General features: G+C 68.6%; 24 protein-coding genes and 1 pseudogene. 23 read left to right on the top strand and 2 right to left on the bottom strand.

The genetic code is table 11. From position 1 onward, the window contains the following. Nucleotides 1-352: 352 nt before the first annotated feature. The 8 genes from ABD357_RS14045 (at nucleotide 353) to ABD357_RS14015 (ending at nucleotide 5,279) form a co-directional block, all read left to right on the top strand. On the top strand, nucleotides 353-658 hold the full coding sequence (locus tag ABD357_RS14045; protein ID WP_425584864.1) for a hypothetical protein: 306 nt from the start codon (nucleotides 353-355) through the stop codon (nucleotides 656-658). 293 nt (nucleotides 659-951) lie between these two features. Further along, nucleotides 952-1,308 (top strand): response regulator transcription factor, encoded by a 357-nt coding sequence (locus tag ABD357_RS44700; RefSeq protein ID WP_425584863.1) that lies wholly within the window; start codon nucleotides 952-954, stop codon nucleotides 1,306-1,308. A gap of 62 nt (nucleotides 1,309-1,370) precedes the next feature. Then, on the top strand, nucleotides 1,371-1,703 hold the full coding sequence (locus ABD357_RS14040) for a hypothetical protein (RefSeq protein WP_344390173.1): 333 nt from the start codon (nucleotides 1,371-1,373) through the stop codon (nucleotides 1,701-1,703). A 103-nt stretch (nucleotides 1,704-1,806) separates the two neighbouring features. Then, nucleotides 1,807-2,523 carry an ATP-binding cassette domain-containing protein gene (locus ABD357_RS14035; protein ID WP_344390170.1) on the top strand — a complete coding sequence of 239 codons (717 nt, stop codon included), beginning with the start codon at nucleotides 1,807-1,809 and terminating at the stop codon, nucleotides 2,521-2,523. 38 nt (nucleotides 2,524-2,561) lie between these two features. After that, nucleotides 2,562-4,052, top strand: a complete 1,491-nt coding sequence (locus ABD357_RS14030) for a hypothetical protein (RefSeq protein ID WP_344390169.1) — start codon at nucleotides 2,562-2,564, stop codon at nucleotides 4,050-4,052. Beyond that, the gene (locus ABD357_RS14025) at nucleotides 4,033-4,269 is read left to right on the top strand and encodes a hypothetical protein (RefSeq protein WP_344390168.1); all 237 of its coding nucleotides are present in this window, start codon (nucleotides 4,033-4,035) and stop codon (nucleotides 4,267-4,269) included. The genes ABD357_RS14030 and ABD357_RS14025 overlap by 20 nt, the downstream gene beginning before the upstream one ends. Continuing rightward, the gene (locus tag ABD357_RS14020; RefSeq protein WP_344390167.1) at nucleotides 4,235-4,744 is read left to right on the top strand and encodes a hypothetical protein; all 510 of its coding nucleotides are present in this window, start codon (nucleotides 4,235-4,237) and stop codon (nucleotides 4,742-4,744) included. The genes ABD357_RS14025 and ABD357_RS14020 overlap by 35 nt, the downstream gene beginning before the upstream one ends. A gap of 139 nt (nucleotides 4,745-4,883) precedes the next feature. Next, complete coding sequence (locus tag ABD357_RS14015) at nucleotides 4,884-5,279, top strand: GNAT family N-acetyltransferase (RefSeq protein WP_344390166.1); 396 nt, start codon at nucleotides 4,884-4,886, stop codon at nucleotides 5,277-5,279. Nucleotides 5,280-5,366: 87 nt separating this feature from the next. On the opposite strand, the gene ABD357_RS44695 is transcribed toward ABD357_RS14015, so the two are convergent. Next, complete coding sequence (locus ABD357_RS44695; protein ID WP_425584868.1) at nucleotides 5,367-5,591, bottom strand: DUF397 domain-containing protein; 225 nt, start codon at nucleotides 5,589-5,591, stop codon at nucleotides 5,367-5,369. 155 nt (nucleotides 5,592-5,746) lie between these two features. Between ABD357_RS44695 and ABD357_RS14005 the strand changes: the two genes are divergently transcribed. From ABD357_RS14005 to ABD357_RS13995, 3 genes and pseudogenes are all read left to right on the top strand, one after another. Further along, a complete protein-coding gene (locus tag ABD357_RS14005; RefSeq protein ID WP_344390165.1) occupies nucleotides 5,747-5,875 on the top strand; it encodes a hypothetical protein in 129 nt (42 codons plus the stop codon). Next, complete coding sequence (locus ABD357_RS14000) at nucleotides 5,872-6,180, top strand: hypothetical protein (RefSeq protein ID WP_344390164.1); 309 nt, start codon at nucleotides 5,872-5,874, stop codon at nucleotides 6,178-6,180. Before ABD357_RS14005 ends, ABD357_RS14000 begins: the two co-directional genes overlap by 4 nt. 223 nt (nucleotides 6,181-6,403) lie before the next feature. After that, nucleotides 6,404-6,640 (top strand): annotated as a pseudogene (locus tag ABD357_RS13995) (FAD-dependent oxidoreductase); the annotation flags it as partial. Nucleotides 6,641-6,665: 25 nt separating this feature from the next. On the opposite strand, the gene ABD357_RS13990 reads toward ABD357_RS13995, so the two are convergent. Beyond that, nucleotides 6,666-7,310, bottom strand: a complete 645-nt coding sequence (locus ABD357_RS13990; protein WP_344390163.1) for a class I SAM-dependent methyltransferase — start codon at nucleotides 7,308-7,310, stop codon at nucleotides 6,666-6,668. 113 nt (nucleotides 7,311-7,423) lie between these two features. Between ABD357_RS13990 and ABD357_RS13985 the strand changes: the two genes are divergently transcribed. The 12 genes from ABD357_RS13985 to ABD357_RS13930 all read left to right on the top strand — a co-directional run bounded on the left by ABD357_RS13985 (nucleotide 7,424) and on the right by ABD357_RS13930 (nucleotide 20,123). After that, nucleotides 7,424-8,560 (top strand): radical SAM protein, encoded by a 1,137-nt coding sequence (locus ABD357_RS13985; RefSeq protein ID WP_344390162.1) that lies wholly within the window; start codon nucleotides 7,424-7,426, stop codon nucleotides 8,558-8,560. 58 nt (nucleotides 8,561-8,618) lie between these two features. Continuing rightward, nucleotides 8,619-9,512 (top strand): Rv1678 family membrane protein, encoded by an 894-nt coding sequence (locus ABD357_RS13980; RefSeq protein WP_344390161.1) that lies wholly within the window; start codon nucleotides 8,619-8,621, stop codon nucleotides 9,510-9,512. Nucleotides 9,513-9,585: 73 nt separating this feature from the next. Beyond that, a complete protein-coding gene (locus ABD357_RS13975) occupies nucleotides 9,586-10,521 on the top strand; it encodes a putative selenate ABC transporter substrate-binding protein (RefSeq protein WP_344390159.1) in 936 nt (311 codons plus the stop codon). Then, nucleotides 10,518-11,312, top strand: coding sequence for a phosphonate ABC transporter ATP-binding protein (locus tag ABD357_RS13970; protein WP_344390158.1), 795 nt, complete (start codon nucleotides 10,518-10,520; stop codon nucleotides 11,310-11,312). The genes ABD357_RS13975 and ABD357_RS13970 overlap by 4 nt, the downstream gene beginning before the upstream one ends. 98 nt (nucleotides 11,313-11,410) lie before the next feature. Beyond that, entirely contained in the window at nucleotides 11,411-13,144 is a 1,734-nt protein-coding gene (locus tag ABD357_RS13965) for a PhnE/PtxC family ABC transporter permease (protein WP_344390156.1), read from the top strand. A gap of 238 nt (nucleotides 13,145-13,382) precedes the next feature. Then, nucleotides 13,383-15,071 carry a sodium/proline symporter PutP gene (putP, locus tag ABD357_RS13960; RefSeq protein WP_344390155.1) on the top strand — a complete coding sequence of 563 codons (1,689 nt, stop codon included), beginning with the start codon at nucleotides 13,383-13,385 and terminating at the stop codon, nucleotides 15,069-15,071. Nucleotides 15,072-15,448: 377 nt separating this feature from the next. Next, nucleotides 15,449-16,066 (top strand): RNA polymerase sigma factor, encoded by a 618-nt coding sequence (locus tag ABD357_RS13955; RefSeq protein ID WP_344390153.1) that lies wholly within the window; start codon nucleotides 15,449-15,451, stop codon nucleotides 16,064-16,066. Then, entirely contained in the window at nucleotides 16,059-17,021 is a 963-nt protein-coding gene (locus tag ABD357_RS13950) for a CU044_5270 family protein (RefSeq protein ID WP_344390152.1), read from the top strand. Before ABD357_RS13955 ends, ABD357_RS13950 begins: the two co-directional genes overlap by 8 nt. A gap of 13 nt (nucleotides 17,022-17,034) precedes the next feature. Continuing rightward, nucleotides 17,035-17,202: a hypothetical protein gene (locus ABD357_RS13945; RefSeq protein ID WP_344390151.1), complete on the top strand. Its 168-nt coding sequence runs from the start codon at nucleotides 17,035-17,037 to the stop codon at nucleotides 17,200-17,202. Further along, the gene (locus tag ABD357_RS13940) at nucleotides 17,199-17,597 is read left to right on the top strand and encodes a type II toxin-antitoxin system VapC family toxin (RefSeq protein ID WP_344390149.1); all 399 of its coding nucleotides are present in this window, start codon (nucleotides 17,199-17,201) and stop codon (nucleotides 17,595-17,597) included. Before ABD357_RS13945 ends, ABD357_RS13940 begins: the two co-directional genes overlap by 4 nt. Before the next feature lie 462 nt (nucleotides 17,598-18,059). After that, entirely contained in the window at nucleotides 18,060-18,491 is a 432-nt protein-coding gene (locus ABD357_RS13935; RefSeq protein WP_344390260.1) for a VOC family protein, read from the top strand. A gap of 303 nt (nucleotides 18,492-18,794) precedes the next feature. Further along, nucleotides 18,795-20,123 (top strand): MFS transporter, encoded by a 1,329-nt coding sequence (locus tag ABD357_RS13930; protein ID WP_344390148.1) that lies wholly within the window; start codon nucleotides 18,795-18,797, stop codon nucleotides 20,121-20,123. Nucleotides 20,124-20,128: the final 5 nt, after the last annotated feature.

The following is a 20,128-nucleotide window of genomic DNA, read 5'->3' as shown; positions in this document are numbered from 1 at the left end:
TTCGCCACGATAGCTGTCGCGCATGACGGGGCGACGACCGTGACCACGTGGCCAACAGCACACAACCATCGGGCTTCCGCGACCGTCAGGGCTTCGCAGTCACCGTAAGTGAGGGCCGTCGGCACCGGCCTCGGCCGAATGGCCGAGGCGCGCGCCCGGGCTCGCGGGCGAGGGTGAAGCCACTTCCTCCCCCTGGCCGGCAGTCGGCCAACAGGGGCTCCATTCCTCGGACTTCAGGAGTACGTGATGCAGCGCAAGTTCCTCGTCGGCCTCATCGGCGGTGCGAGCGCCGTGGTCGCCCTCGGCGGTGTCGGCACCTATCTGCTGTCCGGCACCGAGTCCACCACCGCCCTTGACCACCCCACGCTGGACGCGCGGATTCTCCTCCACCAAGCCGAGCCTGTTCACCGGGACCGACCAGCAGATGGCGGTCCTGGGCGTGGCGCTACTGGTGATGCCCGTGATCGTGCTGGCAGCGGCGGCCGGACGGCTGGGGGCGGCCCGGCGCGAGCAGCGGCTCGCCGCGCTGCGGCTGGCCGGGGCGACCCCGCGGCAGATCATCGCCATGACGGCGGCCGAGGCGGCTGCCGTGGGCGGGGCCCGCGGGCCCGGGTCGCCGACCCGGGCCCCATTCTTCTGCGGCAACATATGCCGCTGACATTGCTAATGCAATGTCGATTGAAAGTTTTAGTATCCGTGAAAGGCATATCCCGGGGGTACCTGCCGACGGGAATTTTGAGGATCGGTCGACTCCGTGGCGTCCGGCGACTCTGGCGAGTCAACTCGGCCCTGCGACACGACACGTGCGTGCCGTCCGTCCATGAATCCGCCGGGCTGAACCTGCGGAGTCGCATTGGCGCCGGCCCAACATCGCACTCTTGCCCCGCTGTTCACGCCGTGCCACAGTGGCCTGCGACCAGCCAGCGGTTCTGACCAAACCGCCCGGGTCGTGTGCAATCGAACGAACGGGCGGATGACCGTCGTCACGGGGGATCGAAATTGAGCCTGCCATCAGACAGAAAATATATTCATGAAGAGACTCGCGTCCGTTGCGGAGAGTTCAGCATCCCGCCATGGGTGCGTAATGCAGATCTGTCTCTCCTGACGCAGCGCGAACGCGAGGTCCTCGCCGCACTGGGTGACTGCCAGTCGAACACGGTGATAGCTGACCGTCTCTGCATCACGGAACGGACCGTGAAGAAGCATGTCACCAGCCTCTTCATCAAGCTGGAGATCACGTCCCGGACGGAAGCAGCCATCATCGCGATACTCAGGAAGTCACCCGCAAAGTGTCCTTCGGGACACTGATATTCCTCGCAAGGCACATGACATCTTCGCTGAGTCAACATCAACCGCAGGGGAGAACAACTGTGTCTGCGTCAACTCTGGTACGGGAACCCATAACCGCCGGCGAATCGGTACAGGCGAAGGCCGTCAGCGCCTACACGAACGCGTCGATCGGCGCGTACGTGGCTGCGATCACGGCGCCCGCACGTGCCCTTGAGTCGGTCAAGGCGAAGGTCGACAAGGGCCTCGTCCGCTACGACGCCTGGTTCCTGATCTTCACCGCTGTCATCCTCGCCCTGGGCGCCACCATCTTCGCCGGACTGGTCGTCTGGTGTGTGGTGAAGAAGGGCAAGAGGTTCAGCGGTAACTGGTCCTTCAAGAACTTCGGCCTGAAGGTCAGCGCCGAATGCGTGTAGCCGCCTGACGGCTGTGTTTGCCAGGTGCCCAGGAAGCCCGGAAGTACCCGGGCTTCCTGGGCACCTCCCTGGTTGACTGACTCGGTAAAGGATCAACGCGATCGTGTCTCTCCTGAATGTCAACGACGTCAGCTATTCCTACGACGGAATTGTCAACGTCCTGTCGGATGTGTCGTTCACGGTCGAGGAAGGCAGGATCGTCGGTCTCGTCGGCCCCAACGGCTCCGGCAAGTCCACATTGATCAGGAACATCTTCGACCTCGTGCGCCTTCAGTCCGGGTCCATCCGGATCGGCAGCCATGAGCACGCCCTGCCTGAGGCGAAGCAACTGGGCATGTATCTGTCCAGCAACGACTACCTGCCCGAGTTCCTCACCGCCCGCGAGTACATCTCCATGATGGGCAAACTGTTCGACCTCGATGTCGACCACGATGAGGTCATCGGCCTGTTCCGTAAGTTCTCGATGGAGGGTCGTTACGACCATCTCATCGAGGACTACTCCCACGGCATGCGTAAGAAGACGCAGCTGGTGTCAGCGCTCGTCATGCGCCGGCCTCTGACCATCATCGACGAGACCCTCAACGGCATCGACCTGGAAGCCCTGCACCTCGCCGAGAAGGAGTTCCGGCGGGTTCGCGACGCGGGCCGCTCGATCCTTCTGTGCACGCACGACTTCGCCGTGCTGGAACGTCTGGCCGACCGCACCCTCTTCCTCGACCTGGGCCACGTGGTGTACGACGAGCCGACGAAGGATCTGGTCGAAGAACACGGATCGCTGGCCGCCATGGTGTTCGACTACCTCGAAACGTCCCAGCGATGACGGCGGTACGGCTGAGGCAGTCCACGGTCCTGGCCCACATGCTCCTCGTCTTCTTCCGTCGCCGGGTACTGCGGGCCGGAGTCCTGAAGTCCACCCCGATCAGAGTGTTCGTCATGGTGGCAGCCGCCCTGCTCCTGGGCGTCATGTGCACCGCCGCCTACTACTTCCTGCGCCCCCTGGCCACCGAAGCAGCCGTGTGGCGACTGATGTTCAACACCTCGACGGTGTCCCTCCTGCTGTGGGTACAGATCGCGTTCCTGCTGGTGAAGGTGTTGTTCATCAATGCCGAAGGGATGCTCCAGCTCAGCTATCAGCTACCGGTCACCAACCGGGAACGCTCGACGGCGTTCCTCATATACGAAGCGGTGATGACCGCCATCGTGGCCGCTGCCGGCCTGGTCTCCCTCTGTGTCAGCGCGCTGATCCTCCTCGGCCCGTCCGCGACCGGATACATCACGACATCGGTCATTCTGCCGGTCGCCCTGAGCTACCTGGTGCTTTCTGTTCTGTACCAGCTGCTGACCCGGATGTGGATGCTGATAGGGCTCAGCCGGATGGCAGGCATCCTCAACGTACTTGTCCTGTTCGCGGTGCTGGCCTTTTACTCCGCGCAGATGGTGCCGATGGTCCAGGACATATCCGGTGCGTATCTGGGCAAGCGGACTGAGTACACGTGGGCCACGTCGGTGTCCTGGGCGTGGAACGAGTATGGGCCCTGGCTGACTCTGGCCGCCGCGGTGGCATCGTCGGCCGTGCTGATGGCCCTGGCCTTCGTGCTCGCCCCGAACCAGCATGTACGCCAGTCCCGCTATCTGAAACTTCCCGGAAGCGTACGACTGGGAGGCGTTCTGGGACCTTATGACTGGTGTCTGCTGCGCAGCGCACAGACCGTTGCCGCTGCCGCGATGGCGGTCGCAGTTTTCGTTTACCTCCTGCTGGCCAAACCCTCGATGAACCCGATGTGGGGGCTTGCTGCCTTGTCCTTCGGTGGCCTGTATCAGTTCACCGCCACCCAGCCGTTGCGGATGCTGCCCGGCACTCAGGCGTCGGCCTGGCGGGTCTACGTACGGCTTATGAGGGCGCAGTCGGTCTTGCTAGCGGTGTTTGCCGTGCCCGCTCTCGCGGTCACGTCGGTGATCTATCCGGACCGGTTGCTCTCCAGCGCGACGGCTCTGGCGAGCTGTCTCGGCGGGGCAGTCATGACCACGTGTATCAGCATCGTGTTCCCGGCAGAGAAGGACAATCCGTTCTCCGTGTTTCTGGGGCTGTCGGTGGTCGCCATCGTTCTGAGCCTGTCAGTGATCGGGCTGGGCCTGCTCAATCTCCCGCCCTGGGCGGTGGTGGTCTGCCTTGCCGGGGCGGCCGCCGCGTTCGTCTGGTATGCGGTGCAAGGAATCCACACAAGCGAGTCGAGGAGAAGGAATGCTCAAGGCACGGTCGGTCGTGAAGGCCGCCATAGGGGCCGCGCTGCTCACACTGGTCACGGTAATGGTGACCCTGCTCGCCCTCATGTTCTCAACGGGAAGTGACGACGTCGGCGAACGGAAAGCGTTCTTCGGGTCGTTGGTCTTCGAGACGGTGGACAAGGCCAACGGGGCAACGAGCATCACTACCGGTGTTGACAACCCAGTCCCGATCATCGCCCTGTTCCTCGTACTCACCATCATCCTGACGATGGCCCAGATCATCTACCGGGGGTTGAAGCAGCGCCGTGACCAGCTCCTCAACGAGATGCCCGGCAACTGACCTGAAGATCCGCACCGTTGGCTGGACGGTGGCCGCCCAGGTGTGGCCACTGCTGGCGTTCGCCGGCGTCCTCCTGGCCGTGGCTCTGGCCTGGAGGGCGCGCTCCGGTGACCCGGTACCGGCCGAGATGGCGTGGATCGTGCTGGTCAAACCAGCCACCCTGGGCCTTGTGGCCCCATTCGCCCTGCACGAGTCGGCGCACGCCCTCGTCCTCAAACGGATCCGTACGGTCACTCACATCACGATCGAGCGGACTGCATGGCGCACGTCGGTGATCCCGGAAGGGGCCATGACAGCACGGCAAACAGCTGTCGTGGCCCTGGCCGGGCCGTCTGCTTGCATCGCGGTGGGCGCCCTCCTGTGGCTCCCAGGCCTCGACCGGACCTTGGCCTGGTGGTACCTCGCGCACATCGTGTTCCTGCTGCCGTTCTTCGGCGACGGCCGGGCCCTTTGGCACAGCTTCCGCGCGACATGACGACAGCCAGAAGACAGGAGTTGACATCCTCCGCCCCGTGACGGTCAGCGGACACCGCCGGTGCGCCCGTTCCGCACGGACGATCAACCCCGCGGCCGGCACAGGCAGTTCAACAGAATCAGCGGTCTACGCTCTCGTCATGACGATCACGTACGAGTGGCGGGGCGACTTCGACAACGCAGCCGTCAATGCGCTGCATGCAGCGGGATTCGACCATCGGACCTCGGATGTCGATTGGCTGGCCAGGGTGCAGCGTCACAGCCTCGGCTGGGTGTGCGCACGCCATGACGGTGATCTCGTCGGCTTCGTGAACGTCGCGTGGGACGGCGGCGTCCACGCGTTCATCCTGGACACCGCGGTCGCAGCGAGCCACCGCCGCTCCGGGATCGGAGCCGGGCTCGTCGCCGAGGCCGCCCGACAGGCCCGTACGGCCGAATGCGAATGGCTGCACGTCGACTTCGAGGACGACCTGCGGTCGTTCTACTTCGACGCCTGCGGGTTCAAGCCGACGACCGCGGGTCTTATCGCGCTCTAAGCCGACCTCGCCGCATTGCGCCTGCCTTACGTGACAGGGCCCCTGTCAGGCACGACAGGGGCCACTTGGTCGGGGGACGCGTGGAGCTCAGACGGGGAACTGCCCGCTCTTGACGGCGTCGACGAACGAGGACCAGCCGCCCACCGGGAAGAGGAGGGCGGGGCCGTGGGGGTTCTTGGAGTCACGGACGGGGACGGTGGTGTGTCCGTCGGTCCGCGGTGCGGGGCGCCGGTTCGGCTCGCACGAGGCGCTGTGCGCCCGCCACCGGGCGGCTCCTGGGTGAGCGTGGCTTGCGCCCCTGCGCCATGCGATCAACTCCCGTACTTGAAAGCCGCGTTGTCAGGCCCGACCTACTAGCAGCGTAGCGACGCCGACCACAGGCTGTGAGGGAAAGGTCACGCAAAGAACACTCGCAACCGCATCGCTGGTGCAGGGGCGTGGCCGTCAACCGCAAGGGAGTTGATGACATGACCCACGCTGTCGCGAGGCTGCTCGAGCCGCTGCTGCGGCTCCTGTTTCCTGCCCGAGGCCGCCACCGGGCGGCAGGCGCATCCCTCGGACCACGCTTCATCCACGGCGTGGAGGTGTCGGCATGACCGACCGCACCGATACCCCGCGACTGCTTCCGTGGTCCACCCCGGAAGGCAGGCCCGCCTACCTCATCGCCGACGGAACCGGCTATCTCTCCCGCATGGCGGACACCATCGAAAGCGTCCAGCTCGGCATGGCGGGCGACCTCCTCGACCACGCCGCCGACATGCTCACCGACCACAAGGTCACACCGGCCCAACTCCGGTTCCTGCTCGCGCGGATGAGCGAGTCCCTGACCGACGTACACCGCATCGCGGAGAGCCGGGGCGCGCGCCTGCCAGGGCCCGCCTACGGCGACGATTTCACGTAGAACGACGAAAACAGCAAAGTCAGCTTCAGTTTCACGCAGATCCTCGACGCGGAACCAAAGCTGACTTTGAGTTTTCTGCTAACGGCGCCGCAGGCGGTTACCAGGCACCACCCCCGGCGACGGCACGGTGGCTGAACGTCGGCGCAAACCTCCCGGCACCTGACCGGTGGTGGTGTTCCGGGGTGTGACGAGGCGTCACATGCGCTCGGGCGGTGGGCGCGGCAAGGTCCTGGTGGTCGGTGCGGGCCCGGCCGGGCTTGTGGCGGCCTGGCTGCTCAAGCGGGCCGGGCACGAGGTCACGCTGCTGGAGGCCAACGGCAATCGTGTCGGCGGCCGGATCAAGACCTTCCGGACCGGCGGCCACGAGAAGGCGGCGCAGCCGTTCGCCGATGCGCGGTGCCGTCATGGATCGAGGGCGCGCTGGAGTCGGGCGTACGGGCGGCACTCGAGGTGCACCTGACGTGACTGGCGGCCTGACAGTGCGCTCAGCGGCGGCGCATCAGGATCGCCGTGAACTGCTGGGACGTGCCCCAGGGGGTGAGGTGTTCTTCGCCCGCGGTGTCGACGAGTTCGTAGCCGGGAAACTCGGCGGCCAGCTCGGTGTGGGTGTAGCGGACGATCGGGAGGCCGCTGCAGGTGGTGGGGCCGTCGGGGCCGAAGGTCGCCACTACGAGCCGGCCACCCGGGCGGAGGGAGCGGTTCAGGGAGGTCAGGTAGTCGGCGCGTTCGTCGGGCTCGGTGAGGAAGTGGTAGACGGCGCGGTCGTGCCACAGGGCGTACTCGCGGCCCATGCGCAGGTCGAGGACGTCGGCCACGGTGAGGGTGACGTCCGCGCCTGCCGGGCCGAGGCGGTCGCGGACCGTCTGGAGGGCGGTGGTGGACAGGTCCACGGCCGTCAGGTCGCGGTAGCCGCGTTCGAGCAGGTGGTCCACCAGGGTCGACCAGCCGGCGCCCACGTCGATGACCGGCTCGTCGAGGCCGACTCCGGCCTTGTCGACCAGGCCCAGGGAGAGCCCCGGGACCGACTGCCACCAGGAGACTCCGTCGATGTCCTTGCTGTGGTGGACGCCTTCCCAGAACTCCGTACGGGCCGCCGGGTCGTCGGGGCGCTGGATGCCGTGGTCGGTCATGGTCCGACCGTAGACCTGGTGCGCCTGCCTCGGCACCCCGGACGGGTGCCGTCATGGTTCGGTAAGGATCCAGCCACTGCCTGTCGTGCCCGGTCGTCGCTACGGTCGGAACCATGGTCGAACTGACAGGTCTGGATCGCGCGTCGAGTTCGCCGAATCCCCTCGGCGAAGTCGACGCCCTGGTCGATGGCGGCGACATGGACTGTGGCAGCGGTTTGTTGCTGCTGATCACCCGCGCGATGCGGCGGCTGGAGCCCGGTCAGCTGCTCGGAGTGCGCAGCGCGGAGGTGAGTGTGGACACCGATCTGCCGGTCTGGGCCGAGCTGGTCGGGCATGACGTCGTCACCCGGGTGGCCGAGTCGGAGCAGGGGCCTTGGTGGTTCGCCGTGAGCAAGTCCGTGAGCAAGTCCGGTGGGGGAGACAAGGGCGGGCGTGCGGAGCAGCCGGGCACCGTTTTCAGCCAGGGTGAGCGGACGCCCGTGGGCCGGCGGCTGTGGATCTACACCAACTTCGACTGCAACCTCGCCTGCGGCTACTGCTGCGCCGAGTCCTCCCCGAAAGCCGCCGCCCGGCGTTTCCAACCGGCCCTCGCCGCCGAGGTGTTCGACGAGTTCAAGGCCCAGGGCGGTCGCGAGGTGTTCCTCACCGGCGGCGAGCCCTTCATGCAACCGGAGCTGGGCGCCCTCGTCGAGGCGGCGGACGGTCTGGAACGCACCGTACTGACCAACGGAATGATCTTCGCGAAGGGCAACCGCCGGAAGACCCTCGAGAGCCTGGACCGCGACGTCGTCCTCCAGATCAGCCTCGACTCGGCCACCCCCGAACTGCACGACCGGCAGCGGGGCGCGGGCTCGTGGGCGCGGGCGCTCGACGGGATCGAGCTGGCGCGTTCGCTCGGGTTCCGGGTGCGGGTGGCCGCGACGCTGTACGACGAGGACCCGAAGGGTGCCGAGGCGCTGCACCGACGCCTGGACGACGCTCGCATCGCCCCGCCGGACCGGATCATCCGGCCGGTGGCCCAGGAAGGCTTCGCCGACAAGGGCGTACACGTGGCATTGGAGAACCTGGAGCCGGAGCCCACGCTCACCGTGGACGGCGCCTGGTGGCATCCGGTGGCGGTCACCAACCCGCATCTGCGGATCGCCGACGCCCCGCTGCCGCTCGCCGAGGTCTTCGGAGTCGTACGGGACACGCTCGCCGTCCAGGATGCCGCCGACCGGTCGGGACGCGAGGTGTTCCGCTGTGCCTGAGAACTCTGCGCCTGATGCGCCTCAGCCTCGGAGAACGCGTACGCCCGGGCTCGCGCCCGTGCGCTGGCTCTTCGCCCCCGCGACCGACCCCGTCCCTCGTCAACAGGCCGTCGCAGCCGCCTTCCTGCGCGTCCTGCTCGGGCTCATGTGGCTCTACAACGTGGCGTGGAAGCGGGCCCCGGACTTCGGGGAGGACACGAAGACAGGGCTCTACAAGTTCACCGCGTTCGCCGTGAGCGACCCGGTGCTCCCGCCGTACAGCTGGATCGTGGAGCACGCCGTACTGCCCAATATCCAGGTATTCGGATGGGGCGTGCTGATCGCCGAGACCGCGCTCGCCGTGATGCTGCTGACCGGTGCCTGGGTACGGGTGGCCGCGCTGCTCGGTGTGGCCCAGTCCCTGGCCATCGGCCTCTCTGTCGCCTACGGCCCGCACGAATGGCCATGGGCGTACTGGCTGATGATCGGCGCCCATGTGGTGATCCTGTTCTCCTCGGCGGGGCGGGCGTTCGCCGTGGACGCGGTGCGCTCCCGCACCGGCTCCGCCCGGAGCCTCGGTCTGGTGTGGGGCGCGGTCGCGGTGGTCGCCGGCGCCGTCACCGTGGTGGGCACGGCCGGCGACGATCCGCTCGACCCGCGCGGCTACATCCTGGGTTCCTCCGATCCCTCGGTCAGCCTCGGCGCGTACAACCTCGTCGGTGGCGTCGTGCTGCTGGTGGCCGGCGCACTGGTGCTCGTGGCCACCCTCGGCCGGGCCGCCTTCCTCGGCTGGGCGGCGGCACTCGTCGGGGTGGGCGCCGCGCTGTCCCTGTACGCCCAGATCGGCTTCAGCGACCCCTCCCTGGGCGGCACCGCGACCTCGGCTGCCTTTCTGCTGTCGGTCGCCGTGGTCGCCATGACGGTCGCCGCCGCGCCGGGACGGGCGTCGCCGTCGCCTTCGCCGCGCGACTGAGCCCCCCGATCACCCGGCCAGGAGAGCCGGCAGACCCAGGACCATCAGGAAGGCCAGGAACCAGGAAGTGTCCATGCCTGTACGACCGATGACCCGCCGTACCTTGCTCCTGGGCGCTGCCGGAGCCACCGGAGCGACCGCCCTGCTGAGCGCCTGCGGCGGCGGCGCGAGCGGCAGCGGCGGCGGGTCCGGCTCGCGGCAACTCGGGATCTCCGCCATCCCCGATCAGGACCCCGAGCTGCTGAACCGCCTCTATCCGGCCGTGGCCGAGCGGTTCGCCGACGCCACCGGCCTGAAGGTCGCCTACCGCCCCGTCACCGACTACACCGCCGTCGTAAGGGCCTTCGAGATCGGCGACATCCACCTGGCCTGGATGGGCGGGCTGACCGGCGTACAGGCACGCGAGCGGGTACGGGGCGCCACTGCCATAGCGCAACGCGACATCGACGCCGACTTCCACAGCCTGTTCATCGCTCACAAGGACTCGGGGCTGCGACCGTTCGACAAGGTGGACGGCCTGCGCACCCTGGCGGGACACACGCTCAGCTTCGGCAGCGAGACGTCCACCTCCGGGCGGCTGATGCCCCAGTACTTCATGCGCCAGGCCGGGCTGGAGACCGGCGAACTGCGGGGGAAACCGGGGTTCTCCGGCTCCCACGACGCCACCATCGAGGTCGTCGCCCAGGGCAGCTTCGAGGTCGGCGCAGTCAACGAGCAGGTGTGGAAGGCCACGGTCGAGGCGAAGGAGGTCGACCTGAGCAAGGTGGTCGTGCTGTGGCGCACCCCCGGCTACGCCGACTACCACTGGCTCGTACGCCCTGATCTCGACGACACCTTCGGCGCCGGTACGCGAAAGAAGGTGCTGGACCTGCTCCTCGGGCTCGACCAGGGGAAGGCCGAGGATGCCGAGCTGTTGAAGCTCTTCGGTGCCAAGTCCTTCGTAGGGGCCAGGAATTCGGCGTACGACCGGATCGAGGACGTGGCCCGTGACCTGAGGCTGCTGCGGTGAGTGGTACGGCGGGCGTCGCACCCGTCGTCCAACTCCGCGGTGCGGGGCGTCGGTTCGGCTCGCACGAGGCGCTGTGCGAGGTGGACCTGACGATCCATGCCGGGGAACGGGTCGCGGTGCTCGGTACGAGCGGCGCCGGCAAGAGCACGCTCCTGGCCCTTCTCAACGGTTCGCTGGAACCGACCACGGGCACGGTGGAGGTCTTCGGTGAGGAGCTCGCGGGCGTGACTGCCGCGCGGCGCCGGCTCCTTCAGCGGCGTATCGGCTTGGTGAGCCAGCACCTCGCCCTGATCGAGCAGGTCCGCGTGCTGCACAACGTCAACGCGGGCAGGCTCGGCCAGTGGAGCACCGCCCGAGCGCTGGCCTCGCTGCTGTGGCCGCGCTCGCTCGACGTGGTCCGGGACGCGCTCGACCGGGTCGACCTGGGCTGGGCTCTCCACGAACGCACCGAGCGCCTCTCGGGCGGCGAACGGCAGCGGGTGGCGATCGCCCGGCTCCTGGTGCAGTCGCCGGACCTGGTGGTGGCCGACGAGCCGGTCTCCAGCCTCGACCCGGTACGGGCCGCGGGGATACTCGACCTGCTCGGCACCACCTCGTCGACGAGTGCCTCACCATCTACCTCATCTACCTCACCGCCCCTGCGGACGCTGGTCGTCAGCCTTCACCAGCCCGCACTCGCCCGCGAGCACTGCACCCGCGTGGTGGGCCTGCGCGAGGGCCGGATCGTCCTCGACCGCCCGGCCGCCGAGCTGCAGGACTCGGCCCTGCACGATCTGTACGAGCTCGTATGACACTCCAGCTCGACGCCCCGCCCACGCCACCGACCGCGTCGTCGTCCGCGCCGGGGCGAAAGGCCGTGAGCGGGCGGAGGGTACGGCTCCGAAGGCTCGTGACGCTTGTCGCCGTGGCCGCCCTGCTGGCCTGGGCGACCCTGCGCGCTGTCCCCTCGGGCGGCGAGCTGGTCAACCGGGGCGGTCTCGCACTGCTCGACGACGTCGCGGCGAGTGCGCTGCACCCCTCCCTGGAGGCCGAGTTCCTCACGGTGGTGCTGGAGGCGACGGCGACGACGCTGGCCCTGGCGCTGCTCGGGACGGCGGGGGCGCTGGTGCTGGGCCTGGCCGGCGGCCTGGTGCTGAGTGATGTGGCATGGGGTGGCCGTCTTCCGTGGCCGGTACGTGGGGCGCGGCTTGTCCTGCGCGGCGTACTGGTGGCCGTCCGCTCTGTGCACGAGCTGGTGTGGGCGCTGTTCTTCGTCAGCGTGCTCGGTCTCGATCCGCTCGTCGCCGTTCTGGCGCTCGCCCTGCCCTTCGGCGCGCAGAGCGCCCAGGTGTTCGGGGAGACCTTCGATGCGGTACCGGACGCCCCGCTGCGTTCGCTGCGCGCGGCCGGCGCCAAGCGGTGCTCCGCACTGGCCTACGCCCTGCTGCCCGGCACCGCCCCGCTGCTCCTGTCGTACTCCTTCTACCGGTTCGAGTGCGCCCTCAGGTCCGCGGTCGTGCTCGGGGTGGCGGGCGTCGGTGGGCTGGGATTCGAGCTGACGGTGAGCCTTCAGTCCCGTAACTGGGACGAGGTCTGGACGCTCGTCGCCGCACTCCTGACCCTCGCGGCGGCCGTCGAGCTGTGGAGCAGCCGCGTCCGCTCCGACGTCGCGGTGGTGACCTGCGCGGACTGGTCCGTGGGACGCGAGCGCTCCCGCGAGGCGGGCGGGTCGGCCGGACGCGAGCCGTCCCGAGAGACGGGCCGGTCGGCCGGACGCGAGCGTTCCCGCTCCCTTGGAGGTGAGCGCTCCCGCGAGGCCGGCCGGTCGCCGCGTGGTCTGTCCCGTACGACCCGCTGGTCGCTGGCCATGGTGGTGCCGGCGATCGCGGTCGCCTGGTGGTGGTCCGGCCTCTCACCGGCCGGACTGGCCTCGGCCCGCACCCGGGAACTCGGCGGCCGGCTGCTGTCAGACCTGTGGCCGCCCGCACTCCCCGAGGGCGGCTGGCGGACGCTGACCGGCGCCGCCTTCGACACCGTGGCCATGGCCGTGCTCGCCATGGTCGTGGCGGTCGTGATCACCCTGGTAGTGGGCCCCTGGGCCACCCGCCCACGAGCCGGCCGACGCGGCGCGGACGGCCCGGTCCTGGCGCGCTGGGTCCGGCGGACCGTCTGGTGGACGACCCGCATCCTGCTCCTGCTCCTGCGGTCGATCCCCCCGACGGTGTGGGCGATCGTCGCACTGCTGGCGCTCTTCCCCGGCGTACTGCCCGGCGCCCTGGCCCTCGGCCTCTACACCGGCGGCATCCTCGCCCGCCTGGTCGCCGAGGCCTGGGAAACCATGGACCTGGGCCCCCGTGACTCCCTGCTGGGCGCCGGCGTCCCCCGCGCGGTCGCGTCCGTCGCCACCATGGCCCCACCGTCCGCGAACCACCTGATCACCTACACGCTCTACCGCTTCGAGATCTGCGTACGCGACACCGCCGTGGTGGGCGTCGTGGGCGCGGCGGGTCTGGGCGTCCTCCTCGGCGACCGCCTCGCGTCCTTCGACTTCCCGGTCGTCACCAGCGTCCTGCTGGCGTCACTCCTGATCAGCATCGGCGTCGAACTGCTGGGCCGCCGACTGCGCCGGGGGCTCCGGGCCTGAGTCCACATCACCTCCATAACCTTCGAAGAACCTTCGCATTCGCGTATCCGTCCGTAACCGCCACAATCCGGAACTGATGGAGCCGCTTGTCGCCTCTGTGCCCTCGCCGATACGGACTGTCGCCCCTAAACTGCGCCGTTCCGGCCCGAAAAAGTGGCCTGTGCACACGTTTGGCATATGCCCTGGCCCGTCGTATCGCAGGGAGAACCCCCCCATGATCACCCTGACCATTCCAGCCATGATCACCTTTGGAGTGTTTCTGATCGCGATGGTCATGATCGGGGTGATGGCCCACGGGGAGACCAGCACCTTCGAGGACTTCTCCGTCGGCGGGCGCAGGCTCACCGCCCCGGTGGCCGCCCTGTCCGCCGGCGCCAGCGACATGTCCGGCTGGCTGTTCCTGGGCCTCCCCGGAGCCGTGTACATGACCGGGATAGGGGCGACATGGATCGCGGTCGGCCTGATCATCGGTACGTATCTGAACTGGCGGCTCGTCGCGCCCCGTCTGCGCACCTACACCGAGCAGGCCGGTAACTCCGTAACCCTGTCCTCGTACCTGGAGGAACGTTTCGAGGACCGCAGCCGCGTGCTCCGGTCGCTCTCGGCCGTCGTCACGGTCGTCTTCTTCACCGTCTACGTCGCCAGCGGACTCGTCGCCGGCGGCCTCCTCTTCAACGAGATCTTCGGCTCCGACTTCGAGACCGGGCTCACCATCTTCGCCGTGGTGATCGTCGTCTACACCATCCTCGGCGGCTTCACGGCCCTGAGCTTCACGCACTCCATCCAGGGCGCGCTGATGTTCCTCGCGGCGATCGCCCTCCCCCTGATCGCCCTCTGGAAGGCCGGCGGCCCAGACGCCCTGCACGACGCGATCAGCGACGCGAGCCCGGCCCTGCTCGACCCGGCCGCCGAGGCATCGTTCGCGGACAACGTCTGGACGACCGGCGGCCCGCTCGGCACCGTCGCGATGATCTCCCTCCTCGCCTGGGGCCTCGGCTACTTCGGCCAGCCCCACATCCTGAGCCGCTTCATGAGCATCCGCAGCACCCGTGACATACCGCGGGCCCGACGACTGGGCGTGAGCTGGGTGGTCGTCGTCCTGGCGGGCGCCTCGTTCATCGGCCTGGCCGGGATCGCCGTACTCCCCGACCCGCTCGACAATCCCGAGACGGTCTTCATCGAACTGGCCACCCGGCTGGTCAACCCCTGGATCGCCGGAATCCTGCTGGTCGCGGTACTGGCCGCGATCAAGTCCACGGTGGACAGCCAGCTGCTGGTCTCGGCCACGTCCCTCACCGAGGACTTCTACCGGGCGTTCCTCAACCGCCGGGCCTCCGACACCTCGCTGCTGCTGGTCGGCCGTCTGAGCGTGGTGGCCGTGGCGGTCGTCGCGTATGTGATCGCGCTGAGCGGAGGCGCCGTGCTCGACATCGTCGCGTACGCGTGGGCCGGATTCGGCGCGGCCTTCGGCCCGGTGGTCCTCCTGTCCCTGTACTGGCCGGGAATGACGGCGGCCGGAGCGATGGCAGGCATGGTGACCGGCGCCCTGACCGTGTTCCTGTGGGACGACATCGACCCACTCCTCGGCCCGCTGCAGACGGGCGTCTACGAGATGGTCCCCGGCGTGATCGCCGCCACCGCCGCGGCCCTGATCTTCGGCACGTACGCCGGCCGTCCTCCCGCCCGCACCTGGAAGGGCACGATGGAGCAGGCGACGCCGATGCCACGGGCCGGGCAGCGGGAGACGGCGACGGCTTACGACGCGACGGGCGGTTACGGCACGGCGGGTGGTTATGGTGCGGCGGGTGGTTACGGTCCGGCGGGTGGTTACGGTCCGGCGGATGGCTATGGCACGGGGGCGTACGGGGCGCCGGGTTACGACGCTTCTCAAGGGGCGCCGCAGCGTCAGGACTGGTGGCGCTCGTAACGTCGTTTGCGGCGATTCGGGAACCAGTCCGGCGGGGGCGCGGTCCGTATCGATGCGGGACTTACGGCTCTTGGCGCACGGGGGAGAGGCGCTGATGAAGCTCACATGGCCGTTACTTGGTTGGGCCTTCTTTGGCCGGGGTGCGCGTGGTCGCTGAGGGCCACGCGCGCCTTCATCGGAGCCTGCCGCGCCGTCTTGGCAGTCGATGTCATCACCTCAAGACCGCGGTACCCAGCCAGTGCTGTGCCGCGGAACGTCCGCGGCGCAGCACTGGGGACCAGCGGCCAGGGGCCCCGAGGGAACTCGCCGGGGGCGACCGGCGAAGGAGAGATGAAAGCCCAAGCCTTCGAAGCGTTCCCAGGACGAGAGGAGCCCCGATGACCGTCGAGCCAGGCGTCCGCACGGGGGCGGAGAGCGATGCCTTGGTAATTGCGCGGTCCCGGGATGAGCCCGAGGCATTCGCCGTGCTCTTCGACCGGCACGCGGATGCGGTACACCGTTATCTGGCCCGTAGGCTCGGCGGCGAGCCGGCCGACGACCTCATGGCGGAGACCTTCACCACTGCTTTCCAGCAGCGGCACCGGTACGACCCCGCGCGGGCCACGGGCGACGGCGCCCGGCCCTGGCTGTTCGGCATAGCGACCAACCTGGTCGGCCGGCACCGGCGGGCCGAGGCCCGCCGGTTCAAGGCCCTGGCCCGCGTCCCGGCTCCCGCCGACCACGAGGAGCCGCTGGCCGACCGGGCTGCGGCCCGGGTGGGGGCACAGGCCGTACGCCGCGAGCTGGCGGCGGCACTGGCCGCACTGCCCGCGCGGCACCGGGACGTGCTGCTGCTGGTGGCGTGGGGCGGTCTCGGCTACGAGGAGGTGGCCCAGGCCCTCGGTGTCCCCATCGGCACGGTCAGATCACGGCTGCACCGGGCTCGCAGCAAGCTGCGCGAAGCATTGGGCGGATCCGATCCGACGACACTGCGAGAGGCATCCGGCCATGACTGACGAACTCGAACTCCTGCGGGACTGGGACGCCGACGCGCCCCCGCTCACCGAACCGGCCCGGGCACAGGCCCGGCACCGACTGCTCAACACGATCACGCGCACGGAGCGGCACCCCGACACCGGACCCAGCCGCCGCCGCGCGCTGCGCCTCGCGACGGCCGGGGTGGTCGCCATGGCGATCACTGGGACGGCGGTGCTGATCACCACCGAGGGCGAAGTCCCGGACCGCGCGGGCACGGTCGCCCCGCGGATGCGCAACGCCGCCGCTGCGAAGGTGCTGAACGGGGCGGCGGCGTACGCGGGCAATCAGGAGACGCCCGTAGCGCCGCGCGGCGACCAGTTCATCTACTCGAAGCGGATCATCAAGGAGACGGACCGGAAGACCGGCAAGGTCAAGACCTTTGTGGACGTGAACTGGGACTCGGTGGACGGCTCCAAGCGCTCCCTGACCATGGAGCGCGGCAACGTGATCTGGGAGGAGGCCATGGGGAAGAACGAGGGCGTCTGGCCGCCTCGGGAGTGGAGCAAGCTGAAGAAGCTCCCTACCGAACCGGAGAAGCTCGTTCCGGCAATCATCTCCGCCAACGGCACGACCGACCAGTCGATCGACGACCTCTCCGGCTTCGACTGGTTCCAAGCCTATTTCCTGCTCGGCGAGCTCCTGAAGCACCCCGTGCTGCCTCAGGGGATGCGCTCCACCGCGTACGAGGCACTGGCCCTGGTGCCCGGGGTCAAGGCGATTCCGGGCGTGAAGGACTCTGCCGGGCGCACGGGAGTGGGGATCGCTTACACCGGGGAGGGGTCCCAGAAGGGCAGCTACCTCATCTTTGATGCGGAATCCTATGAATTCCTGGGCTTCCGCAGTGAGGGGTCTACGGCTTCCGGCAGGACGTACATCCAGCTGTCGCACACGGTGGAGTGGGCGATCGTCGACCGCTTGAAGCAGCGCCCCTAGGCCCCCACGCGGGGTGTCCGCATACCTGGAGCGGGCGGCTCAGCGGCAGATCGAGCGCGACAACCTCGATGAGTTGATCGCCGACTTCGACAAGGTGCACGGGCCGGCCGACCCGGCTGCTGTGGCGGCCAAGCGGGCCCGGCTCACGGGCGGTCCGGACGGGGCGGGGGCGGCTGCGTGAGCGGTGCGCTCGTGCTCGACAGTGAAGGTCTTGCCAAGGCCGTACAGCGGGACCGGGAGGTCCATGAGTGGCTGACAGCGGCACGTGAGGCCGACTTTCCCGTGGTCACCTCTGCCGCGGTGCTGGTCGAGGTCATCCATCCGAGGATCAACGATGCCGCCCTGAAGTGGACGCTGTCCCGGCTTCACGTGGAGCCGGTCTCGCAGGCCGTGGCCCAGTCGGCGGCCATCCTGCTGCGGGGAGCCGGGCTGCACGGGCACAAGTACGCCATCGACGCCATGCTCGGTGCGACGGCCGTGCAGCATTCCGGCCGGGTGACCATCCTGACGTCCGATGTGGAGGACATCGGGATGCTTCTCGCCGATCATCCGCGGGTGCTGGTTGAGAAGGTCTGAGCGCCCCGCCGCCCGGCAAGGGCTCTCGTCACGGCGGCCGAAGGCGTCGTGTCAGCCTCCGGCCCCATGCCTCGGACGTTCGGACGTTCTCCGGGCTTGCTTCCTACGGCACTTCACCTGTTCTTGGTCCGAGGTGCGGAAGCGTTACAGGCGCTTCGTGGCGGTCGTGGTGTCCGTGGCGTCGGGCGCGTAACCGAGCCGGCCTCGGGTGGCGATCAGCAGGAAGAGGGCCGCCGCGGTGAGCCTGCGCGACAAACGGCGTTGCCCCGCCTGTGATGGTCACCTAGGGTTGGCCAGGTGACTGCCGGGTCGGCCATGGGCCATGCACGAGTGAGGGTTCCGGCCTCGGCGTGAGCTTGGTGGGGGAGGCCAGAGGCCCGCCCCCTTCTCCGCGTCTTCGCTCCCGGCGCCCGCCGCGGCGCCCCGTCCCAGCGGATCCCAAGACCCGGAGACATGTCACCGATGTCCTACGACCAGCACGACTCGCACGAATCCGAGCCGTCGACGGCCACCACTGTCCAGCTCAACCACACCGCCGTCTATGCCGGCGACCGGCGGCTGTCCGCCGAATTCATCGCCGCGATCCTGGGCCTGGAGGTCGGCGCTCCGTTCGGGCCGTTCCTGCCCGTCGACCTCGGCAACGGCGTGACGCTCGACTACTACGAGAAGCGCGACGAGCCGATCCAGTCGCAGCACTACGCGTTCCTCGTGCCCGACGCGCAGTTCGACGCCATGATCGCCCGTCTGGAGGCGGTCGGCGTCACCTACTACGCCGACCCCGGCCACACCGAACCCGGCCGGATCAACCGTCTGTTCGGCGGTCGCGGCGCGTACTTCGACGACCCGGACGGCCACAACATGGAGATCATGACCCGGCCCTACGCCCGCCCCTAGCAGGAATGCGTGTCCCGGCAGGGAGCCGTATCGGGCTCCCTGCCGGCTTGTTCTGGAATGGCTTGCGAAAGATGTTCGTGCGAGCCGCCCCAGCTGCCTGGCGCATGAATACGGCATGCCGAGAGAGGCGCTGCACGTACCTGCATCGAGATCACGGTCGTCGCCATCTTGTAGCGAAACGAAATCGTTCAGCAGCAACATACACAGGCGAGCGACAGTGATTCGTGTCAGATTCTTGACGTCCGTTTCGCAGATGGCACATACTCCCCGGCATCGGTGACCTCCGCTCAAGAGCCGTACAGGATGGTGGTGGCAATGACGCCAGGAGACGTCCGCTCCAGAAGCCGCAGTGAACTCACAGTCTTGGGTCTGTGTTTTGCGGTGATCATGTTCGACGGGTATGACCTGATCGTTTACGGGGCCACAGTGCCAGCCCTGATGCAGTACGAGCCCTGGGGACTGACGGCGCCCGAGGCGGGGGTGATCGGCAGTTACGCCCTCGTCGGGATGCTGATCGGCGCACTGGTCGCCGGAGTGGCGACCGACGCCGTCGGCCGGCGGAAGGTGCTGCTGATCAGCGTGAGCTGGTTCTCGCTGTCCATGGCGGCCTGTGCGATGGCGCCGAGCGCCGAGCTCTTCGGGCTGTTCCGCCTGCTCGGCGGCCTCGGCCTCGGCGGTGTGATGCCCACCGCGATCGCCCTGACCGCCGAGTACTCGGCGGCCCACCGGCGGAGCCTGAACAACGCGCTGATGTTCGCCGGCTACCCGGTCGGCGGCATACTCGCCGCCGCGCTGGCTCTGGCGCTCATGCCGGCGTTCGGCTTCCGGATCATGTACTGGATCGGCGCGGCCCCGCTCGTGATCGTCGTCCCGCTTCTTTGGCGCCACCTGCCGGAATCCCTGAGCTACCTCGTCGCCAAGGGCCGTACGGACGAGGCCGCGCGACTGGCCGAACGACTGGGCACACCCCTGCCGGAGGCGGCGTCCTCCGCGTCCGGGCAGCGCACGAAGAGCCCGGTCGCCGCCCTGTTCAGCAGACGCCACTTCGGGCCCGCCATGCTCTTCGCGATCACCAGCTTCTTCGGTCTGCTGCTGGTGTACGGGCTCAACACCTGGCTGCCGCAGATCATGAAGTCGGCGGGCTATCCGCTGTCGAGTTCGCTGCTGTTCCTGGTGATGATGAACGTCGGCGCGGCGGTCGGGTCCATCCTGGTGGCGCCGGTCGGCGACAGGCTGGGCATGAAGCCGGTGACAGCGGTCACGTTCGTCGCGGCAGCCCTGTCCATCTACCTGCTGAGCTCGCCGACGGCCTCGTGGGTGATGTACGGGCTGGTGGCGGTCGCGGGGTTCGGCACCATCGGCACGCAGATCATGGTGAACGCATACGTCGCCATGCACTTCCCGCCCGAGGTCCGCGCGACCGCGCTGGGCTGGACCCTGGGCATCGGACGGCTCGGTGCGGTCGTAGGACCGACCTTCGGCGGCATCCTGCTCGCCTCCGACCTGGCCACGGAGTGGAACTTCTACGCCTTCGCCATCCCGGCCGCCGCCGGGGCACTCATGGTCCTCCTGCTCCCCAAGGGCCGGCAGGCCGCCGCCCCCGCGCCGGACGCAGTGCCCGTACGCGCCTGAAGCAC

Source organism: Streptomyces vastus, from assembly GCF_039532825.1.
Classification (GTDB): domain Bacteria; phylum Actinomycetota; class Actinomycetes; order Streptomycetales; family Streptomycetaceae; genus Streptomyces; species Streptomyces vastus.
Note: the sequence above shows the minus strand (reverse complement) of the source record. Positions and strands in the feature narration are given on the sequence as shown.